This is a genomic window from Ideonella flava (assembly GCF_051857595.1).
Lineage (GTDB): Bacteria > Pseudomonadota > Gammaproteobacteria > Burkholderiales > Burkholderiaceae_C > Ideonella.
On the sequence record NZ_JBPZHD010000020.1, the window covers coordinates 40,799 to 59,570 of the forward strand.

Sequence of the window (18,772 nt, forward strand, 5' to 3'; positions counted from 1 at the left end):
GGCGGGCGCCATGTCGGCACCCAGGCCCGCGAGTGCCTGCTGGCGTGAGGACTCAGGGATTGTTGCGGGGCCCCAGCACGAACATGCCCTCGAAGCTGCCCACCAGCAGCCGGTGGTGCTTCATCGGTACCGGCGCCGTGCGGACATAGTTGATGCCTTCCTTGGCGTCGATGACCTGCTCCCACAACAGCTCGCCGGCGGCAGACAGCGCGATCACCTTGCTGGAGTGCCAGGTGCCGACGAGCATCGCTCCGTCCGCGCACACCGTGGGCGAAGAGAAGCGGTCGTCCTTGTCGCTGCTGTAGCGCCAGCGGAGCGTTCCATCGGGGTCGACGGCGTTGATGTGCTGGTAGCTCGAGCAGTGGTAGATCGTGCCATCCAGCCCGAGCGCCGGCGAGGCCGGGACGTCCGCCGCCTGCCCCGGCTCGCCAGCCTTCCAGCGCTGGGTGCCATCCGGGTTCACCGCGAGCAGCTGGCCTTGGCGGCCGTTGACGTAGATCGTGCCGTCGTCGCCCACGGCCGGTGCCGAGGCGAGTCCATAGGTCCCCACCCCGCTGTCGCAGCGCCACAGCACCTTGCCCGCGGGCGAGACGGCGACCAGGTCCTCGCGCGAAGGGAGATAGATCGTGCCGTCGGGCCCCTCCGCCGGTGGCCCGTCCACCGGCAGCCCGTCGAGGCGCCAACGGAGATGGCCGTTGGGCCGCAAGGACAGCAGCGCGGAGCGGTGACCGATGTAGATGCTGCCGTCGCCGGCGACAAGCGGGGCGGAATGAGGCCCGGTGTAGTCTCCGGTGTCGAATGTCCAGCGAAAGGCGCCGCTGCGGCGGAAGCACTGGGCCACGCCGCTCTCGGGCAGCGCCAGTATCGAACCGTCGAGCAGGATGGCCGTCCCTGCGGTGACGTAGGCGCCCAGTCCGACGAGCCATCGCACTTCGCCCGTCGGCTCGAATGCGCGCAGGATGCCGTTGTCGCCGGCCGTGTAGATCAAGCCGTCGGCGCCTACGCTCATGGACGATTGCAGCGTGTGGGTCCGATTGGTGTTCCAAAGCGGCTTGTGGTGCAGCGGCACGTGGAAGCGCGAGCGGCCGGTGCGGCGTGCGTCGCCCTTGCATTGGCGCCACATCGGCGAGGCGAAGCCGGCGCTGGAGGCGACGGGCCAGGAGCTCAGGGCGGTGGCCGCGGTGGCGGCCAGGATCTGCCGGCGCGAGACGCTCATCGATGCCTCCTCGGCTGTGGAAGCCAGGGTCCGTGACGAAGCCGGACGATTCTGCGCAAATGCTTCACGCCCGCCAACGACCACCCCCCAGAATCGACACCATGCCCCGCACCGCCCTGATCGCCGCGATGAATGAAGAACTGGCCGCCCTGCTGCCGGCCATCGAAGGAGCCACCACCGGCCACTGCGGTGGCCGCGAGTTCTGGCTCGGCCAGTTCGCCGGCGAGCCGGTGGTCGCCGTGCTGTCGGGCATCGGCAAGGTCGCCGCGGCCATCACGGCCACGCTGCTGATCGACCACTACCAGGTCGACCGCATGCTCTTCCTCGGCGTGGCCGGCGGCCTCGGCGAGGGCGTCAAGGTGGGGGACGTGGTGGTGGCCGATGCACTGCTGCAGCACGACATGGATGCCTCGCCGCTGTTCCCGAAACACGAGGTGCCGCTGACCGGGATGTCGCGCTTCCCGGTCGACACGGCGTTCAGCGAGGCGGCGGCCCGCGGGGCGCGCGCGGCGCTGGCTGGCTCGCAGGCACGGGTGCACCGTGGCCTCATCGTGAGCGGCGACCGCTTCGTCTCGACCGCCCACGAGAGCCGCGCGCTGCGCGAGGCGCTGCCGGCCGCGCTGGCGGTGGAGATGGAAGGCGCCGCCGTGGCGCAGGTCTGCCACGCCTTCGGCACGCCACTGGCCGTGGTGCGCAGCATCTCGGACCGCGCCGACGACACCGCCCACGTCGACTTCGGCCGCTTCCTGCGCGAGGTGGCCGGCCCGCTGGGGCTCGAGATCGTGCAGCGGGCGCTCGCGCCGTAGGCTCCTGCCTCGACTGAAAGGCTTGCCGATGAACGACCTGCCGCACCTGCTCGTCTACACCGCCCTGCTGACCTGGGCGAGCCTGATGGTCGCCAGCCTGCTGCGCACCGGCGGCATCACACCCCGCGGGATGGCGCTGGCCTTCGGCAACCGCGACGACCTGCCCGAGCCGACACCGCTCGCCGGCCGGGCGGACCGTGCCGCGAAGAACACGATGGAGAACTTCGTCTTCTTCGCCGCATTGGCGCTGACGGCCATGGCCATAGGCCGACAGCGCTCTGCCGTCATGCTGGGCGCCCAGATCTTCTTCTGGGCCCGTGTCGCCTACCTGCCCGTGTATTGGGCCGGCATCACCTACCTGCGCACGGCCGTCTGGCTGGTCGGCGTGGTCGGGCTGGGCATGATGGCGCTCGCGCTGCTGGCAGCATGACGCCGGGCCGCTTCGAAGCAGCGGTCGTCGAGCTGCGCCCGATGACCGAGGGCGACCTCCCGCTGCTGCATGCCTGGCTGCAGCGGCCGCACATCGTGCAATGGTGGGGTGGCGAGGCGGAACGCCCGAAGAGCCTGGCCGAGACCCGCGCCAACTACCTGCCGCGGATCCTGGCCGAAGAGGGGGTGACGCCCTACATCGCCATGCTCGATGGCCGGCCGATCGGCTATGCGCAGTCCTATGTCGCCATGGGCAGCGGCGAAGGCTGGTGGGAGGACGTGACCGACCCCGGTGTGCGGGGCATCGACCAGTCCCTCGGCGACGAGGCCGACCTGGGGCAAGGCTTGGGCACGCGCCTGGTTGCCGCACTGGTCCAACGGCTCTTCGAAGATCCCGAGGTCACCGCCGTCCAGACCGACCCCCATCCGGCCAACGCACGCGCCATCCGCTGCTACGAGAAGGCGGGCTTTCGCGCCTTGCGCGAGATCGTCACGCCGGATGGGCCGGCGCTGTACATGCTGTGCGAGCGTTCGCGCGGCCACTGAGCTTCAGCCCAGCGCCTCGTCCAGCACCTCGACCCAGTGCCGCACCGGGCGCTGGCTGCCCGACTGCAGATGCTGGATGCAGCCGATGTTGGCCGAGACGATGGTGTCGGCCTGGACCGGGGCCAGGGCCTTGAGCTTGCGGTCGCGCAACTGCAGCGAGAGCTCGGGCTGCAGCACCGAGTAGGTGCCGGCCGAGCCGCAGCAGAGGTGGCTTTCCGCCGGCGCGGTCTGCACGTCGAAGCCCAGTTCGGCGAGCTGGCTCTCCACGCCGCCGCGCAGTTGCTGCCCGTGCTGCAGCGTGCAGGGCGGATGAAACGCCAAGCGTTTCATCCGCTGGGCGGGTGCGTCCGTGGCACCCCCTCCCCGCTCCCCCGCCGAGCGGGGGAGAGCCTGCAACTTCGCACGCAGGGCCGGCACGATGTCCGGCAGCAGCTCGCTCAGGTCCTTCGTCAGCTCGCTGATGCGCCGGGCCTTGTCGGCGTACTCGGCGTCGTGCGCCAGCGCCAGGCCGTATTCCTTCACCGTCACGCCGCAGCCGGAGGCGTTCATCACGATGGCCTCGACGCGCCCCGCATCGGTCAGTCCCTCGACCAGCGGCCACCACGCATCGATGTTGCGTCGCATGTCGGCCAGGCCGCCTTCGTGGTCGGCCAGGTGCAGGCGGATCGCGCCGCAGCAGCCGGCCTCGTCGGCGACCAGGGTCTGGATGCCGGCGGCGTCGAGCACGCGCGCGGTGGCCGAGTTGATGTTGGGCATCATCGCCGGCTGCACGCAGCCCAGCAGCATGAGCACCTTGCGCGGGTGCGTGCGCGTCGGCCAGCGGTGGGCTCCGGCCCCTGCGCGGGCGGGCACCTTGGCCTTGAGCGAAGCCGGCAGCAAGGGCCGCACCAGCTGCCCGAGCTTCATCGCCGGTGCGAACAGCGGCGAAGTCAGGCCCTCCTTCAGCAGCCAGCGTCGCGCGCGCTCGCCCGCCGGGCGCTCGACCTTGGCCTCGACGACGCGCCGGCCGATGTCCACCAGCTCGCCGTAGCGCACGCCGCTCGGGCAGGTGGACTCGCAGTTGCGGCAGGTGAGGCAGCGGTCCAGATGCAGCTGCGTGGCCGGCGTGGGCTCGGCGCCTTCGAGCACCTGCTTGATCAGGTAGATGCGGCCGCGCGGGCCGTCCAGCTCGTCGCCCAGCAGCTGGTAGGTGGGGCAGGTGGCCGTGCAGAAGCCGCAATGCACGCAGGCGCGCAGGATGGCCTCGGCCGCATCGCCGTCGGGCGTGCCCTGGAATTCGGGAGCGAGATGGGTCTGCATCGGGGGCTTCAGGCCGCGGCCAGGTTGTCCAGGCGGCCCGGGTTGAACACGCCCTCGGGATCGAACGCGGCCTTCAGCGCGCGCTGCAACCGCTGCTGCACCGCCGGCAGGGGGTGGAAGGCGCCACAGGACTTGTCGCCGTGCCAGACGGTCGCATGGCCGAGGGCCTCGACGGCGGCGGCGCGCACCGTGGCCGGAGGCGCATCGCTCACCAGCCAGCGCAGGCCGCCACCCCACTCGACGAGCTGGTCGCCGGCGAGCTCGATTCGTGGCGCCGTGGAGGCCACCGAAAGCCGCCACAGCCGGGCGCCCTCGCCGATGGCCTGCCCGGCCAGGCGGAAGAATTCGTCGCGCTGGTCGCGCAGTTCATCCCAGAAACGGTCGGCCAGCTCGGGCGGGATCGGCTCGCCGCCCAGGCGCCTGGACGCGGCGGCCACCGCCGCCTCGGCACCCTGCAGCCGCACGATCAGCGCGCCGTCCCACCAGGCGCTGGCGGACAGGGGCAGCGGCTGGCCGGCCCACTCGTTCAGGTGGCGCAGGGCATTGCCCTGGTCCATGTCGAAACGCAGCGTGAGCCGGCCCGGCGCGATGGGCAGGACCTTGAGCGAGACCTCGGCGATCACGCCCAGTTGCCCCATCGAGCCGGCGAGCGCGCGAGAGACGTCGTAGCCCGCCACGTTCTTCATCACCTGGCCGCCGAAGCAGAGCACCTCGCCGCGGCCGTTGACGATGGTCGCGCCGAGCACGTAGTCGCGCACGCCGCCCACCGCTGCGCGAGCCGGCCCGGCGAGGCCCGCCGCGACCATGCCGCCGACCGTGCTGGCCGGCCCGAAGCGCGGCGGCTCGAAAGGCAGGCACTGCGACTTCTCGGCCAGCGCTGCCTCCAGCTCGGCCAAAGGCGTGCCCGCACGCACCGTCACCACCAGCTCGCTGGGTTCGTAGGCGCTGATGCCGGCGAGCGGCTTCAAGTCCAGCGGCTCGCCCTGCAGCGCTCCGCCGTAGAAATCCTTGGTGCCGCCGCCGACCAGGCGCAGCGGGCGCCGCCGCCCCGCGGCCTGCCGCACGGCATCGGCGACCTGCTGCAGCGCGATGTCCTCGACCACGGCGCTCAAAACCGCTCCAGCTCGGGAAAGGGCAGCAGACCGCGCCGCACGTGCATCTTCCCGTACTCGGCGCAGCGCTGCAGCGTGGGCAGCACCTTGCCCGGGTTCAGCAGGCCGGGCGGATCGAAGGCGCTCTTCAGGGCCTGCATCTGCGCGATCTCCTCGCCGCTGAACTGCACGCACATCGAGTTGAGCTTCTCCACGCCCACGCCATGCTCGCCGGTCACCGTGCCGCCCATGGCGACGCTGGTCTCGAGGATGTCGGCCCCGAAGAGCTCGGCCCGGTGCAGCTGGTCGGCATCGTTGGCGTCGAACAGGATGAGCGGGTGCAGGTTGCCGTCGCCGGCATGGAAGACGTTGCAGCAGCGCAGGCCGTAGGTCGATTCCATGCCCGCGATGGCGATCAGGATGTCGGCCAGGCGCTTGCGCGGGATGGTCGAATCCATGCACATGTAGTCGGGGCTGATGCGGCCGGAGGCGGGGAAGGCGTTCTTGCGGCCGCTCCAGAACTTCAGCCGCTGGGCCTCGTTGGCCGAGACCTCCATGCGCGTGGCGCCGCAGCCGGTGAGCACGTCCATCATGCGGCGGATCTCCTCGTCCACCTCCTCCGGCGTGCCGTCGCTCTCGCACAGCAGGATGGCCGCGGCGTTCAGGTCGTAGCCCGCATGGACGAAGGCCTCGACGGCCGCCGTCATGGGCTTGTCCATCATCTCCAGGCCGGCGGGGATGATGCCGGCGGCGATGATTTCGGCCACCGCGTCGCCGGCTCGGCGGATGTCGTCGAAGCTCGCCATGATGCAGCGCGCCAGCAGCGGCTTGGGGGTGAGCCTGACGGTCACCTCGGTGACCACCGCCAGCATGCCCTCGCTGCCGACGATGAGCGGCAGCAGGTCCAGGCCCGGCGCATCCAGCGCGTCGCCGCCGAACTCCACCGCCTCGCCGTCGACGGTGAAGCCGCGCAGCTTGAGCACGTTGTGCAGCGTCAGGCCGTACTTCAGGCAGTGCACGCCGCCGGAGTTCTCGGCCACGTTGCCGCCTATGGTGCAGGCGATCTGGCTGGAAGGGTCGGGCGCGTAGTACAGCCCGTGCACCGCCGCCGCCTCGCTGATGGCCAGGTTGCGGACGCCGCACTGCACGACCGCCGTGCGGCTCATCGGATCGACCTTCAGGATGCGGTTGAACTTGGCCAACCCCAGCGTCACGCCCTCGCCGTGCGGCATGGCACCGCCCGACAGGCCCGTGCCGGCGCCGCGTGCGACCACCGGCACCTTCAAGGCCGAACAGGCCCGCAGCACCGCGCTGACCTGCGCCTCGGTCTCGGGCAGGGCCACGGCCATGGGGCGCTGGCGGTAGGCCGTCAGGCCGTCGCATTCGTAGGGGGTGGTGTCCTCGGCCTGCCACAGCAGCGCATGCGGGGGCAGGACGGCCCCGAGCGTTGCGATCACCTCGCGCTGGCGCGCCGAGCGGCGGGCCCGCTCTTCATCGGTGGCCGGCGGGGTCGAGGCGGGCAGCGCGGACATCGGAACACTGTAGCAAGCGGCGCTGAATCCACGCTGAACCGGCAGGCGCCCGCTCGGCTTCTGCCGAGCGGGCGCCTGCCGGTTGACGAATGTTGGGCTCCCCCGAGCCCCCTCCACGAAGGGGCTCCAGCCAGTCAGACCGCTCCCTCCAGCCTCCCTCCGCGAGGGAGGCTCCAGCATGTCTTGACAAACCGGCGCGACCGCCCGGCGGTCCCGCGTGTTCGCGCTTCGAGCGCAGACTAGCTGCGCTTGCGGGGTGGCGACGAGCGTTTCGTGCCCGCGGCACGCGAAGCGGCCTTCACGCCCCCGCCGACCGCCTTGGCCGCCACCTTCGTGGCCTTCACAGGCACCTGCGCGCCCAGCTCGACCGCGCGCTTGATCGTCTCGCCCGCGGCGTCGAAGCTCTGCTTGACCATCGCCCCGGCCAGGTTCTTGGCTGCGTCGGTGGCGGTGTCCTTCATCGCGCTGGCCGCCAGGGTGGTGAACTGCTTGGTCAGCGCCCCCCACCATTGCATCGGATCGACCGTGCCCATGGGCGTGTCGACGCTGGTCTTGGCGGCGGCCTTCTTCGCCGGCGCCCTGGGCGGGGCCGCGGCGGGCGCGGGCTCTTCGGGCGGCGGCTCGGGCGCGGCCGCCGGCTCCATGCCGGGCACGGTCAGCTTGATCGAGTCGCGCAACTCGCCCATCTGCACATTCATCGTCTTGAGCGTCGACAGCGTCATGCGCTGAACCTCCAGCGCCTGGATGGTCGCGCCCAGCATGCGGGCGTTCTGCTCGAGCCAGAACTGCACCGTGCGCAGCTCCTCGATGCGCTTCTCGAGTTCTTCCGGATTCAGCGTCGGCGCTATCCACTGGCCCATGTTCGGCAGGGCTGCGCCGGCGTTCTTGACCAGGCCCTGCAGGAAATCGAAGCCCGGAACCATCTTGGTGAAACTGGCTGCCGCATCTGCCATCGCCCGCCCCTTGCTTGCCTCGGATGGCGGCGATGGTACGACGGGCCCCGGCCCGGCCTGGGTCGGGCGAACCCGCGCGCGGCCCGCCTGTCGGCTCAGGGCGACACCAGCTTCGGCGGCGCGGCGGAGGGGGCCGCGCCGGGCTCCATCCTTCGCACCTCGAAGCCCCGCGCGGCGAGCAGGGAGGGCAGTCCCTCGGGCCCGATCATGTGCAGCGCCCCGACCGCCACGAACAGCCGCTCGCCGGCCTCGTGGCGCGCCGCCACCTTGGCTGCCATGGCGAGGTTGCGTTCGTCGTTGATCTTGCGCATCAGCGCGCGGTCCTCTTCGGTGTCCAGGCAGCGGCACCAATCGGCGTAGTGGCTGAGCTCGTTCCAGTCGCCGCGGGCCCAGGCCTCGGCCAGGCGCTCGAGCGTCGGCAGCGCCTGGCCGCTCTCCAGCTCGCCCAGCGCATGGTCGACGAAGCGCGCCGTCTCGGCCGGCGTGTCCTGCAGCAGCAGCCCGATCTGCGACTCGGGCGTCTCCAGCGAAAGGACAGGCTTGCCGACGCGCCGGGCCTGCAGCGCCAGGAAGAGGTCGGCCCCGTACGCCGCCTCCAGGCCGGCGCGCCTAGCCGCGGCGATCGTCAACGAAACGGCCTGCAGTTCGGGCCGGAGCATCGCCAGCTCGGGCCCGGCGCACGAGCTGTCGGCGAGCGTCTTCAGACGCCGGTCCAGGGCCTCGGGCAGCGGCACGGGTTGCGTTCCGGCCAGCATCAGCGTCGTCACCTTGCCCATGACGGCGGGATCCAGCAGGTCCAGCTCCAGCGCAACCTGATCGGCCGATTGCATCGCTTCGCGCACCTGCGGGCCGGGGAACATCCACGGCTGGCGGCCGACGTGCAGCGTGCCATACAGCCACGAAACGCGACCGCCCTTGCTGATGCGCCAGAGCAGGCCGCGGTCGACCGCGCTGCGCAGGCCCTGCTCCACCGTCGCCGCCGTGAGCGGCGCGGGCTGCGGGGGGCAGGGTTCAGCGGCCGAGACGCTCCCCCACATGGCCAGCGCGATCGCCAGGGCGCTCGCCATCACACCCAGCAGCCGCCTCATGTCCCAGCCTCCACCACCGCCTGCTCGATCGCGCCGAAGATCGACTGGCCGTCCGGGCCCTTCATCTCGATGCGCACCACGTCGCCGAATTGCATGAAGGCGGTCCTGGCCTCGCCGTGCTCGATCATCTCCAGGGCCCGCTTCTCGGCGATGCAGCTGTAGCCCTTGGCGGCATCGGCATTGCTGACCGTGCCCGAGCCGACGATCGCGCCGGCCCGCAGCCGCCGCGTCTTGCACAGGTGGGTGATGAGCTGGCCGAAGTGGAAGTGCATCTCGGGCCCCGCCTCGACCATCCCGACCTTGCGCCCGTTCCAGCTGGTCTGCAGCGTGAGGTGGACGCGCCCGCCGGCCCAGGCATCGCCCAGCTCGTCGGGCGTGACGGCCACCGGGCTGAAGCCCGTCGCCGGCTTGCTCTGGAAGAAGCCGAAGCCCTTGGCCAGCTCGGCCGGCACCAGGTTGCGCAAGGTCCAGTCGTTGGCCAGCAGGAGCAGGCGGATGCTCTCCAGCCCCTGCGCCGGGGTGGCGCCCATGGGCACGTCGCCGGTGATGACGGCCACCTCGGCCTCGAAGTCGATGCCGTGCTCTGCGCTGGCGAAGTAGACGTCGTCGAGCGGGCCGAGGAAGTCGTCGCTGCCGCCCTGGTAGACCAGCGGGTCGGCGCGGAAGGACTCCGGCATTTCCGCCCCGCGGGCCTTGCGCACCAGCTCGACGTGGTTCAGGTAGGCCGAGGCGTCGGCCCAGCAGAAGGCGCGCGGCAGCGGCGCCATGCACATCGCCGGGTCGAAGGCGAAGGCGTGGCGCGCCTTGCCGTGGTTGAGCGTGGTGTAGAGGTCTTCGAGCTGCGGCGACAGGAAGTTCCAGTCGTCCAGCACCTGCTGCAGGCGGGTGGCGATGCCGTTGGCGTAATGGGCCGTCGAGAGGTCGCGCGAGACGACGACCAGCTGGCCGTCGCGCGAGCCGTCCTTGTAGGTGGCGAGCTTCATTCGGTGGAGGTGTTCGAGGGCGGACCGCCCATGACTGATGGCACCATTGTCGTCCGATGCCCTCGCCCGCCCCTGGCCACACACCCGGTGATCCATCCCGCGATCCGCACCGGCCCGACTGGCGGCGGCGAGGCCAGCTGGCCTCGGTGGCACTCGGCGTGCTGCTGGTGCATGCCTGGCTGATCGGCCCGATGCGCGAACCGCTGGGCCACGCGCCGGCCCGCGCGCCGGCGATCGAGGTGGTGACGCTGCCCCCGCCAGCCGCGCCGCAGCCGGCCCCCGATAGGGCCGGGCCGGAGCCGGTGGCACCGCAGACGCCGCCCGAGCCACCCGCGTTGCTCACGGCGCCCGAGCCCTTGCCTCAAGGCACGCCCACCATTCCCCCCACCCGGCACCCGCCCCCGGACCAACCGATCGACTGGACCGCCGGCGCACTGGCCCCGGAAGCCGTGGCCGGCACCGAGCCGGCCCCGGCCGAAGACGCGGCCTCGGCCCCTGCTGCGCCGGTGCCCGGCCCCGTCGCCAGCGCCCAGGCGCCGGAAGATGGCGGCGGGCACCCGCCGCTCTACACCAGCCAGCCGCCCACCCGGGCCTTCAAGCTCGAGTACCGGATCGAACGCGGGGACGAGGCCGGCACCGGCAGCTTCAGTCTCGAGTTCCTGCCCGACGGCGAGTACCGCGCCCGGCTCGCCGGCGCCATCGGCAACAAGGCGCTGATGGACTGGGTGTCGCGCGGGCGGGTCGACGCGGCCGGCATCGCGCCCCTGCGCATGGTCGAGCGCCAGCGCGGCGTGGAGGTGCGGGCTGTGAACTTCCAGCGCGACAAGGGCGTCATCAGCTTCTCCGGCTCGACCCGGGCCCTGTCCCTGTTCGCCGGCGCGCAGGACCGGGTCAGCCTGCTGTTGCAGCTGGCGGCCATCGCCCAGGCCCAGCCGGGCGGCCTGCAGGCCGGACAGTCGCTGCGCCTGCAGGTGGCCAATGCGCGCGGCCAGGCCACCGAATGGGTGTTCGAGGTGCTGGGCGAGGAGCGCGTCGAGCCCCACGGCACGCCGCTCAGGGCGGTCCACCTGCAGCGCGAGCCGACGCAGCCCTACGACCAGCGGGTCGAGGTCTGGCTGGCGCCGGAGGCCGGCCACCTGCCGGTCGGCCTGCGCTTCACCCAGGTGCCCGGGCGGGCATCCGAGGCGTTCTGGCTGTCGAGCCCGCTGCCGGCCCCGGAGGCGGCCTCGGCCGCCGCTTCCCGCCCCTGACTGCGCCCCAGGGCTGGCCGCCGTCCGGGCCACCCCCAATGAGGTGGAGTCAAGTGGCGAACCCCATGGATCCAGGAGCTTGCAATCGACCTCAAGCGCCCCAGATGCATCCCATGGGGTCATCCGGCCCCCCGCAATGCGCAGGAGGCATGACGCGATGAACCTGGTTTACAACTCCGACGCCTTTGCTGTCGTGCAGATCACGTTCGATGGCGAAGACACTCCCACGCCGGTCGACACCGGCCCCCGACCGCCGATCACCGGCTTCGAGATCGTCGACAAACTGGCCAAGAAGGGCATCTACCTCGACGGCGCGCTGGCCCAGAGCTTTCGCCAGGGCGTACAGGCCCTGTCCGAGGGACACGAGCCCAGCGTCGAGGAAATCGACGACTACATCGCCGGCTACACGCAGCTGGGCCAGCAACCTTTGATCGTCCATTGAGCCACCCGCGGGCCGAGCGACGGGCCGCTCCCTGGCCGGCCCGCATCCCCTCGGGGGATCGGCTGACGTACCCGTCGGCCGAGGGGCCGCATTCGGGCCGAGCGACGGGCCGCTCCCTAGCCGGCCCGCATCCCCTTGGGGGATCGGCTGACGTACCCGTCAGCCGAGGGGCCGCATTCCTTCCAGGGCTTGCCGTGGCGCGGCGCCTGGGCCAAGATCGGCGCCACTTCGGCGACGGCAGATCGCCCCCGCCTGGTGAAGGGACCGGGCGCGCGTTCCCCGCCGCCGCCGGCAAGGAGCCGAAGTGGCCAAGCGTCAAGCCGATGTGCGCGTCGTGCTGTCCCCCGGCCTGGCCGATGCGCCGGTGCTGGATCGCCTGTGCACGCACTTCGTGCTCACCCTCACCCTCGCCCAGGCCGGGCGCTTCAATCCTCGCCGCGACTGGAGCGGCCTGCTCGGCCTGACCGGTCGCCACCTGGTGTGGCCCTTGCCAGTCCTGCGCCGCCTGCGCGAGTTCCTCGCCCGCCGCTGTGCCAGCAACGAGCACTGGGCCGGCCACGAGCGCCTGTCGGACGCGGCCTTCGTGGACCGCCACGGGGCCTGGCGCGGGCCGTATGAAGAAAGCTCGCTGTTCTTCTACATCGACGAGTACATCAAGGACGCGCCCAAGGACCTGCTGGCCATGCTCAACGCCACCGCGGAGTGGCTGGAGCGCGACCTGCGCAAGCACGCCACGCTGGTCGAGAAGAACATCGACGCGCTGGCCCAGCTGCTGCAGCTGAACCCCGCCGAGCGCGCGCTGCTGTTGTACGGCACCCTCGCCCGCTACCAGCGCGAGCTGCGCGGGCTGCTGGTGGAGTTCAAGGTCTCGAACGCGCAGGAGGCCTTCGCCATGCTCGCGCGGGTGGCCGGCGTCGACGAGCGCGAGGTGGCCGACGCACTGCGCGCGGGCTCGCGGCTCGAGCGCATCGGCATGGTCGAGAACCTGATCTCCGAGCACAACATCACCGACCTGGCCGACCTGATGAAGGTCAGCGAGCAGCTGCCGCCGGTGCTGATGCGAGAGTACCGCGACCCCAGCGACCTGATGGCCGTGTTCACCCGTCCTGCCTCGCCCACGCAGCTGGCCGTGGCGGATTTCGAGTTCGTGCTCGAAGAGGTGGAGGTGCTGAAGGCGCTGCTGCAAAGCGCGGTGGATCGCAAGGCCGCCGGCGTCAACGTGCTGCTGTACGGCCCGCCGGGCACCGGCAAGACCGAGCTGGCCAAGGTCTGCGCGCATGCGGCGGGGCTGGAGCTGTACGAGGTCGAGTACGCCGACCGCGACGGCAACTCGCTGACCGGGCGAGACCGCTATCGCTCGCTGCAGATCAGCCAGGTCTTCCTCAAGGGCAGCACCAACGTGGCTCTGCTGTTCGACGAGGTGGAGGACGTCTTTCCAGCCATCCCCAACGACACGGCCCAGCTCATGGCCCGGCTGGACGCCGGCGACGGCGCGTCCTCGGCCAGCGTGAGCGGCAAGGCCTGGGTCAACCAGATCCTGGAGTCCAACCCGGTGCCGGTGATCTGGATCACCAACCGCATCGAGCAGATCGACCCGGCCTTCCGCCGCCGCTTCCAGTACCACCTCGAGCTGAAGTCGCCGCCGCCCGGCGCGCGCGAGGCGCTGGTGACGCGGGCGCTGGCGGGTTCGCAGGTCAGCGAGGGTTTCGCCGCCAAGCTCGCCGCGCGACGCGGGTTGACGCCGGCGCAGATCCGCACCGCGGTCCGCTTCGCCGAGCTGACCGGCCCGGCCGAGGCGACCGAGTCCCTGATCGAGCGGCAGCTCGCCCATGCCGACCTGGCCCTGGGCGGCTTCGGCGCTCGCGAGCGCGGCCCGCGTGCCACCGTGACCCGATACGACCTCGGCCTGCTGAACGTCGAGTCGCGCTTCGGCATCCCTCAGATCGTCTCGGCCCTGCAGCGGCGCCCGCATGGCGCGCTGTGCTTCTTCGGCCCGCCCGGCAGCGGCAAGACGGCCCTGGGCGAGCACATCGCGGCATCGCTGGGCCGGCCGCTGCTGGTGCGCCAGGCGAGCGACCTGATGAGCAAGTTCGTCGGCGAGACCGAGGCCAACATGGCCCGCATGTTCGACGAGGCCGCCGTGGAAGAGGCCGTGCTCCTGCTGGACGAGGCCGACAGCTTCCTGCGCAGCCGCCGCTATGCCGAGCGGCACTACGAGGTCAGCGAGGTCAACGAGATGCTCCAGGGCATGGAGCGATTCCCCGGCGTCTTCATCTGCACCACCAATCTGTTCGAGGACCTGGACGAGGCCGCCCTGCGCCGCTTCACCTTCAAGATCCGCTTCAAGGCCCTGCGGCCGGAGCAGCGGGCCGCCATGTTCATCGCCGAAGCTTTGGCCGGCGACGACAGCGCGCTGACCGCCGAGCAACGGCAGCGCCTGGCCGGACTGGACGAGCTGACTCCCGGCGACTTTGCCTCCGTGCAACGGCAGGTCGAGGTGCTGGGCGCGGGCTTCGAGCCGGACGAGTTCCTGGCCCAGCTCGAGAGCGAGCACCGGGTGAAACCCGAGGTTCGGCAGCGGCGATCGATCGGATTCACGCCATCTGCATGAAAGTGCAGGCGCCGGCGTGGCGCTGTGCGGGCCGGGGCCCAATAATCGCCCGCTCGGCACGCCGCCGCCCTGACCCATGCCCGTGCCCCTCGCCGCTTCGCTGGCTCCCGCACTGACCGCCCCGGACCTGCAGGCTCCGGTGATCGCGGTGGCCACGCTGCTCGCGGCGCTGGTCTTCGGCCTGATCGGCCACAGCCTGCGCAAGATCCGCTCGACCGACACCATGACCGCCTTCGGCTGGTGGGGGGCGGGCGCGCTGGCCGGCGGCGCCGGTGTGTGGACCCTCCATTTCCTGGCGTTGACCGGGCTCGGCCTGCCGTGGGAGACGCTGCTGCGCGGCTGGCAGATGGCCGGCAGCGGCCTGGCCAGTGCCCTGGGCGTGGCCGCCCTGCTCGGCAGCGCCCGGGTGCGCTCCAGCGAAGGGGCTCGCCTGGTGCTGCAGGGCCTGGGCCTGGCCCTGGTGTGGGCCCTGGTGCAGAGCTTCTCCCTGACCAGCCTGGCCGAACCGCCGCTGGCCAGTACCGCAGGGCCGGCTTGGCCCCTGCTCGCCCTGGCGGGCATCGCCACCGGCGCCTGGGCGGCGATGGCTCTGGTCTTCAGTGAACGCACCGCGCGCATGGGTCCCTACGGCTTGCGTCTCGCGCTGGCCGCCGTGGGCTTTGCGCTGGTCTCCGGCCTGACGCAGGCGTTGACGCTAGGCAGCCTGGGCTTCGTCGAGTCGCCGCGCCCCAGCGGCGTCCTGCTGGTGAGCGGCGATGCGCTCGAGTGGGCCTGCGGCGCCGGAGCGCTGGCGGTCTTGCTCGGGCTGTTCGGCGTGTTGATCGATTCGCGCGCCTCGCATCGCCATCGCGCCCTGGCGCATTCGCTGAGCGAGGCGAACCAGCGCTTGCGGGAGCAGGCGCTGACCGATCCCCTCACCCGGCTGCCCAACCGGCTGATGTTCGAGGAGAAGCTGTCCGAGGCGCTGGAGCTGATCGACGATCCGGCCGGCCCGGGCGGCACCCTGGCGGTGATGTTCATCGACCTGGACGGCTTCAAGCCGGTCAACGACTCCTTCGGCCACAGCGCGGGCGATGCTGTCCTGCGCGAGATCGGCGCTCGCCTTCAGGGCCTGGCCCGCCAGACCGACGTGGTGGCCCGTGTGGGGGGCGACGAGTTCCTGCTGCTCGCCGACCCGGGCCATGCGGCGGGCGCGGGCCATCTGGCCCAGCGCGTGTTGCACGTGCTGGCCGAGCCCTGCAGGCTGCCCGACGGGGCCGAAGTGCGCCTGTCCGGCTCGGTGGGCATCGTCATGTATCCCGAGCACGGCCCTTCGCAGAAGCTGCTCGCCCGCGCCGACGCAGCGATGTACGCCGCCAAGCGCGCCGGCGGCTCGGGTTTCGCGCTTTTCGAGCCGGGCATGGAGCACGACAGCCGCGCCCAGCTCGAGCTGCAGCATGAGCTGCGCGGCGCCATCGAGCGCGCCGAGCTGGCGCTCTACTACCAGCCCAAGATCGATGGCCGCTCGGGCCAGATCACCGGCGTCGAGGCGCTGGTGCGCTGGGACCATCCCACCCGGGGCACCGTCTCGCCCGCGGTGTTCATCCCCGTGGCCGAGCGCTTCGGCCTGATCGGCCTGCTCGGTCAGTGGGTGATCGACGAGGCCTGCCGCCAGATGCGGGCCTGGCAAGACCTCGGGCTGCACATGCGGGTGTCGGTCAACCTGTCGGCCCACCAGCTGCGGCAGGAGAACCTGGTGCAGCGCATCCGGCGCGCCCTGACCGAGCAGGCGGTCGACCCCGCGCTGCTGACCATCGAGATCATCGAATCGGTGCTGCTCGAGGACGAAGCCGTCACCGCCTTTGCCGGCCTCGCCCAGCTGGGCGTGACGCTGTCGATCGACGACTTCGGCATCGGCTACTGCAACTTCGCCCTGCTGCGCAAGCTTCCGGTCACGCAGCTGAAGGTCGATCGCAGCCTGTTCACCGACATCCAGCACAGCACCGACGCGCTGGCGGTGGTCGACGCCATCGTCAAGATGGCCCATGCGCTGGGGCTGCGGGTGGTGGCCGAAGGCGTCGAGACGGACGCCCAGCGCCAGATGCTGCTCGCCCTGCGCTGCGACGAGTTGCAGGGCTACCTCTTCGCCAAGCCGATGACCGCCGAGCGCCTGACGCTGTGGGCGATGGGCGACGAGGGGGTTCGGATGCCGGACTTCCGGCCCTCCCTGTTCGCCACGGCGCCCCAGACGCTGCAATGACACCGCGCCGGGGCGATTGGCCGGCTCAGTTCAGGGCGGCTTGCGGCTGAGCCGGCTTGGCCGTGCGGCGGCGGCGCGCGGGTGCGGCCACCGGCGCCGGCTCGACGATGGGCGGCGGCACCTCCACCACCGGCTCGGCAGCGGCCGAGCGGGCGGCCGCCTTTTCCGTTGCGCGGGCCGTCCGGCGCTCTTCCCGGCGCGCCCTCACCTTGTCGTCGCGCGCGTCGGCCTTCGCTTGCTTGGCCTGCAGCCGCTCGGCCTTCAGGCGCTGGCGCTCGACCGGCGACCGGGCGTCCGAGGTCTCGCGGTCCTCCTTGCGGACCTTGCGCGACTTCGACAGCTCGTCCACGCCTTCGCCCAGGCCGGCAAAGATCCGCACCACCTCGGCCGTCGAGGTCTCGTTGGTGAAGGTGTGGATCAGCTCACCCTTGCGGCCGCCCTCGGCCAGCTCGATGCGACGCAGCTCGTGGTTGTAGAGCAGCACATAGCGCATGCCATCGACGCGGAACCAGATGACGTTGCCACCCGCGCCTTCCTTGGTATTCACCTTGACCGGGTCCTGCGGGCTCTTGCGCCACAGGATGGCTCCCGACAGGGTCAACAGCACCTCGTTCACGTCGCCGGCATGGTGGTCCGAGCGTCTCAGCACCCCGAACAGATGCTCCTGCAGGTCATCGACGTTCACCAACGAAATCGGCATCGCTCCCCTCCAGTTTGAATCGGCCGAACACCTGAACGGCCGGTATCAACTGTCGGGCCTCACCGATCCGCGCGCCCCCCCAGTTCGAGGGGGAGCAGCGGCGGTCAGGCCCTGTCCATGAGGAAGCTTGAAGGTTTGCTTCAGCCGCCGCGACGTCGCGCCACCGCTTCGGCCAGGGTGCGCAACACCGGCTCGGTGTCAGCCCAGCCCAGGCAGGCATCGGTGATCGAGACGCCGGGCTGAAGCGACTGGCCTTCCACCAGCTCCTGCCGCCCTTCCTCGAGATGGCTCTCGATCATCACGCCGGTGATGCGGCGCTCGCCGGCGGCGATCTGAGCGGCCACGTCGGCCCCGACCTCGATCTGCTTGCGGTGCTGCTTGCTCGAGTTGGCGTGGGAGAAGTCGACCATCACCTGCTCCCGCAGGCCGGCCGAGCGCAACACCGCGCAGGCGGCCTCGACGTCGGCGGCCTGGTAGTTGGGTGTCTTGCCGCCGCGCAGGATGACGTGGCAGTCGTCGTTGCCGCGGGTCTCGAAGATCGCGGCCTGGCCCATCTTCGTCATGCCCATGAAGGCGTGCGAGGCGCGGGCCGCCACCACCGCGTCGGCCGCGACTTTCACGCCGCCGTCGGTGCCATTCTTGAAGCCCACCGGGCAGCTCAGCCCCGACGCCAGCTGGCGGTGGCTCTGGCTCTCGGTGGTGCGCGCGCCGATCGCCCCCCAGGAGACCAGGTCGGCGATGTACTGCGGGCTGAGCAGGTCGAGGAACTCGGTGCCCGCGGGCAGGCCGAGCGCGGCCACGTCCAGCAGCAGCGCGCGGGCGCGGCGCAGGCCCTCGTTGATGCGGAAGCTGCCGTCCAGGCGCGGATCGTTGATGTAGCCCTTCCAGCCCACCGTCGTGCGCGGCTTCTCGAAGTAGACCCGCATCACGACGAGCAGCTCGCGCTGGAGCTCGCCGGCCAGGCTCTTCAGGCGCCGCGCGTAGTCGAGCGCCTGGTCGTGGTCGTGGATGGAGCAGGGGCCGACGATGGCGATGAGGCGGTCGTCACGCCCGGCCAGCACCTCGGCCAGCTCCCGGCGCGACTGCTCGACCAAGGTCTGCGCCGACTCGGGCATCGGCATCTCGTCCTGCAACAGTGCGGGCGAGATCAGGGGGCGCACCGCCCCGATGCGCACGTCGTCGACGCGGGTGGAATCGTGCGTGGCCAGATCGGCCGAGGCAGCGCCGACCTCGTGGTCATGCTGCCAGTCGTCGGGTCGTGTCATGGGCGGGCTCGGGCGGTCAACAGAGCCGCCGATTATCTTCCCCGTGGCGCTCCCTCAGGAGTGCCGTTCCAGGGCGTGCGCGGATCCGGCTGAAGCCGGTCCCCTGCGCGCGCCCGTAGCAGGCACTCCTTCTCAGGGCCCTCCATGCCGATGAAGCGCGGCAGCGCTTCATCCCCGGCGCGCGAAGCGCCGCCGCCCTACCAGGGCGTGCGCGGATCCGGCTCCGCCGGTCCGCTGCGCGAGCCCCCTTCTATGGGGAAGCGTTTGTCAAGCTTCTCCGTCACGGCGGGTGCGCTGTAGGGGACGTCGTTGGGGTTCCCCT

16 protein-coding genes are annotated in these 18,772 nt (G+C 71.3%); 7 read left to right on the forward strand and 9 right to left on the reverse strand.

The annotated features are described in order from the left end of the window. Window positions 1-52: 52 nt before the first annotated feature. Entirely contained in the window at window positions 53-1,216 is a 1,164-nt protein-coding gene (locus ACS5PM_RS31445) for an outer membrane protein assembly factor BamB family protein (protein ID WP_439392031.1), read from the reverse strand. Window positions 1,217-1,317: 101 nt separating this feature from the next. On the opposite strand from ACS5PM_RS31445, the gene ACS5PM_RS31450 reads away from it, so the two are divergent. Genes ACS5PM_RS31450 through aac(6') form a run of 3 tightly spaced genes read left to right on the forward strand, consistent with a single transcriptional unit; the run spans window position 1,318 to window position 2,997 of the window. After that, the gene (locus ACS5PM_RS31450; protein ID WP_439392032.1) at window positions 1,318-2,022 is read left to right on the forward strand and encodes a 5'-methylthioadenosine/adenosylhomocysteine nucleosidase; all 705 of its coding nucleotides are present in this window, start codon (window positions 1,318-1,320) and stop codon (window positions 2,020-2,022) included. A gap of 28 nt (window positions 2,023-2,050) precedes the next feature. Beyond that, window positions 2,051-2,452 (forward strand): MAPEG family protein, encoded by a 402-nt coding sequence (locus ACS5PM_RS31455; RefSeq protein ID WP_439392033.1) that lies wholly within the window; start codon window positions 2,051-2,053, stop codon window positions 2,450-2,452. Further along, complete coding sequence (gene aac(6'), locus ACS5PM_RS31460; RefSeq protein ID WP_439392034.1) at window positions 2,449-2,997, forward strand: aminoglycoside 6'-N-acetyltransferase; 549 nt, start codon at window positions 2,449-2,451, stop codon at window positions 2,995-2,997. Before ACS5PM_RS31455 ends, aac(6') begins: the two co-directional genes overlap by 4 nt. Before the next feature lie 3 nt (window positions 2,998-3,000). On the opposite strand, the gene glcF is transcribed toward aac(6'), so the two are convergent. The 6 genes from glcF to ACS5PM_RS31490 all read right to left on the reverse strand — a co-directional run bounded on the left by glcF (window position 3,001) and on the right by ACS5PM_RS31490 (window position 9,943). Further along, window positions 3,001-4,296, reverse strand: coding sequence for a glycolate oxidase subunit GlcF (gene glcF, locus ACS5PM_RS31465; RefSeq protein ID WP_439392035.1), 1,296 nt, complete (start codon window positions 4,294-4,296; stop codon window positions 3,001-3,003). 8 nt (window positions 4,297-4,304) lie between these two features. Beyond that, a complete protein-coding gene (glcE, locus tag ACS5PM_RS31470; RefSeq protein ID WP_439392052.1) occupies window positions 4,305-5,399 on the reverse strand; it encodes a glycolate oxidase subunit GlcE in 1,095 nt (364 codons plus the stop codon). A gap of 5 nt (window positions 5,400-5,404) precedes the next feature. Continuing rightward, window positions 5,405-6,919 (reverse strand): FAD-linked oxidase C-terminal domain-containing protein, encoded by a 1,515-nt coding sequence (locus ACS5PM_RS31475; protein WP_439392036.1) that lies wholly within the window; start codon window positions 6,917-6,919, stop codon window positions 5,405-5,407. A 239-nt stretch (window positions 6,920-7,158) separates the two neighbouring features. Beyond that, window positions 7,159-7,872: a PhaM family polyhydroxyalkanoate granule multifunctional regulatory protein gene (locus ACS5PM_RS31480; protein WP_439392037.1), complete on the reverse strand. Its 714-nt coding sequence runs from the start codon at window positions 7,870-7,872 to the stop codon at window positions 7,159-7,161. A gap of 95 nt (window positions 7,873-7,967) precedes the next feature. Beyond that, window positions 7,968-8,960, reverse strand: a complete 993-nt coding sequence (locus ACS5PM_RS31485; protein ID WP_439392038.1) for a TraB/GumN family protein — start codon at window positions 8,958-8,960, stop codon at window positions 7,968-7,970. Then, window positions 8,957-9,943: a fumarylacetoacetate hydrolase family protein gene (locus ACS5PM_RS31490; protein WP_439392039.1), complete on the reverse strand. Its 987-nt coding sequence runs from the start codon at window positions 9,941-9,943 to the stop codon at window positions 8,957-8,959. The genes ACS5PM_RS31485 and ACS5PM_RS31490 overlap by 4 nt, the downstream gene beginning before the upstream one ends. Before the next feature lie 56 nt (window positions 9,944-9,999). Between ACS5PM_RS31490 and ACS5PM_RS31495 the strand changes: the two genes are divergently transcribed. The 4 genes from ACS5PM_RS31495 to ACS5PM_RS31510 all read left to right on the forward strand — a co-directional run bounded on the left by ACS5PM_RS31495 (window position 10,000) and on the right by ACS5PM_RS31510 (window position 16,485). Then, window positions 10,000-11,193 carry a DUF3108 domain-containing protein gene (locus ACS5PM_RS31495; RefSeq protein ID WP_439392040.1) on the forward strand — a complete coding sequence of 398 codons (1,194 nt, stop codon included), beginning with the start codon at window positions 10,000-10,002 and terminating at the stop codon, window positions 11,191-11,193. 157 nt (window positions 11,194-11,350) lie between these two features. Continuing rightward, on the forward strand, window positions 11,351-11,635 hold the full coding sequence (locus ACS5PM_RS31500) for a BTH_I0359 family protein (protein ID WP_439392042.1): 285 nt from the start codon (window positions 11,351-11,353) through the stop codon (window positions 11,633-11,635). A 304-nt stretch (window positions 11,636-11,939) separates the two neighbouring features. Next, window positions 11,940-14,246, forward strand: coding sequence for an ATP-binding protein (locus ACS5PM_RS31505; protein WP_439392043.1), 2,307 nt, complete (start codon window positions 11,940-11,942; stop codon window positions 14,244-14,246). 76 nt (window positions 14,247-14,322) lie between these two features. Next, window positions 14,323-16,485, forward strand: coding sequence for a putative bifunctional diguanylate cyclase/phosphodiesterase (locus ACS5PM_RS31510; RefSeq protein WP_439392044.1), 2,163 nt, complete (start codon window positions 14,323-14,325; stop codon window positions 16,483-16,485). Window positions 16,486-16,510: 25 nt separating this feature from the next. Here the strand turns inward: ACS5PM_RS31510 and ACS5PM_RS31515 are convergent, their stop codons facing one another. Together ACS5PM_RS31515 and ACS5PM_RS31520 are read right to left on the reverse strand one after the other, a co-directional pair. Further along, on the reverse strand, window positions 16,511-17,185 hold the full coding sequence (locus ACS5PM_RS31515) for a Vch_cass14 family protein (protein ID WP_439392046.1): 675 nt from the start codon (window positions 17,183-17,185) through the stop codon (window positions 16,511-16,513). Window positions 17,186-17,325: 140 nt separating this feature from the next. Continuing rightward, entirely contained in the window at window positions 17,326-18,450 is a 1,125-nt protein-coding gene (locus ACS5PM_RS31520; protein WP_439392048.1) for a 3-deoxy-7-phosphoheptulonate synthase, read from the reverse strand. Window positions 18,451-18,772: the final 322 nt, after the last annotated feature.

What these genes read in the sequence shown, in the direction of transcription:
- ACS5PM_RS31445 (WP_439392031.1), bottom strand. Translation starts at nt 1,216, where the DNA reads ATGAGCGTCTCGCGCCGGCAGATCCTGGCCGCCACCGCGGCCACCGCC.
- ACS5PM_RS31450 (WP_439392032.1), top strand. Translation starts at nt 1,318, where the DNA reads ATGCCCCGCACCGCCCTGATCGCCGCGATGAATGAAGAACTGGCCGCC.
- ACS5PM_RS31455 (WP_439392033.1), top strand. Translation starts at nt 2,051, where the DNA reads ATGAACGACCTGCCGCACCTGCTCGTCTACACCGCCCTGCTGACCTGG.
- glcF (WP_439392035.1), bottom strand. Translation starts at nt 4,296, where the DNA reads ATGCAGACCCATCTCGCTCCCGAATTCCAGGGCACGCCCGACGGCGAT.
- ACS5PM_RS31475 (WP_439392036.1), bottom strand. Translation starts at nt 6,919, where the DNA reads ATGTCCGCGCTGCCCGCCTCGACCCCGCCGGCCACCGATGAAGAGCGG.
- ACS5PM_RS31480 (WP_439392037.1), bottom strand. Translation starts at nt 7,872, where the DNA reads ATGGCAGATGCGGCAGCCAGTTTCACCAAGATGGTTCCGGGCTTCGAT.
- ACS5PM_RS31485 (WP_439392038.1), bottom strand. Translation starts at nt 8,960, where the DNA reads ATGAGGCGGCTGCTGGGTGTGATGGCGAGCGCCCTGGCGATCGCGCTG.
- ACS5PM_RS31490 (WP_439392039.1), bottom strand. Translation starts at nt 9,943, where the DNA reads ATGAAGCTCGCCACCTACAAGGACGGCTCGCGCGACGGCCAGCTGGTC.
- ACS5PM_RS31495 (WP_439392040.1), top strand. Translation starts at nt 10,000, where the DNA reads ATGCCCTCGCCCGCCCCTGGCCACACACCCGGTGATCCATCCCGCGAT.
- ACS5PM_RS31500 (WP_439392042.1), top strand. Translation starts at nt 11,351, where the DNA reads ATGAACCTGGTTTACAACTCCGACGCCTTTGCTGTCGTGCAGATCACG.
- ACS5PM_RS31510 (WP_439392044.1), top strand. Translation starts at nt 14,323, where the DNA reads ATGCCCGTGCCCCTCGCCGCTTCGCTGGCTCCCGCACTGACCGCCCCG.
- ACS5PM_RS31515 (WP_439392046.1), bottom strand. Translation starts at nt 17,185, where the DNA reads ATGCCGATTTCGTTGGTGAACGTCGATGACCTGCAGGAGCATCTGTTC.
- ACS5PM_RS31520 (WP_439392048.1), bottom strand. Translation starts at nt 18,450, where the DNA reads ATGACACGACCCGACGACTGGCAGCATGACCACGAGGTCGGCGCTGCC.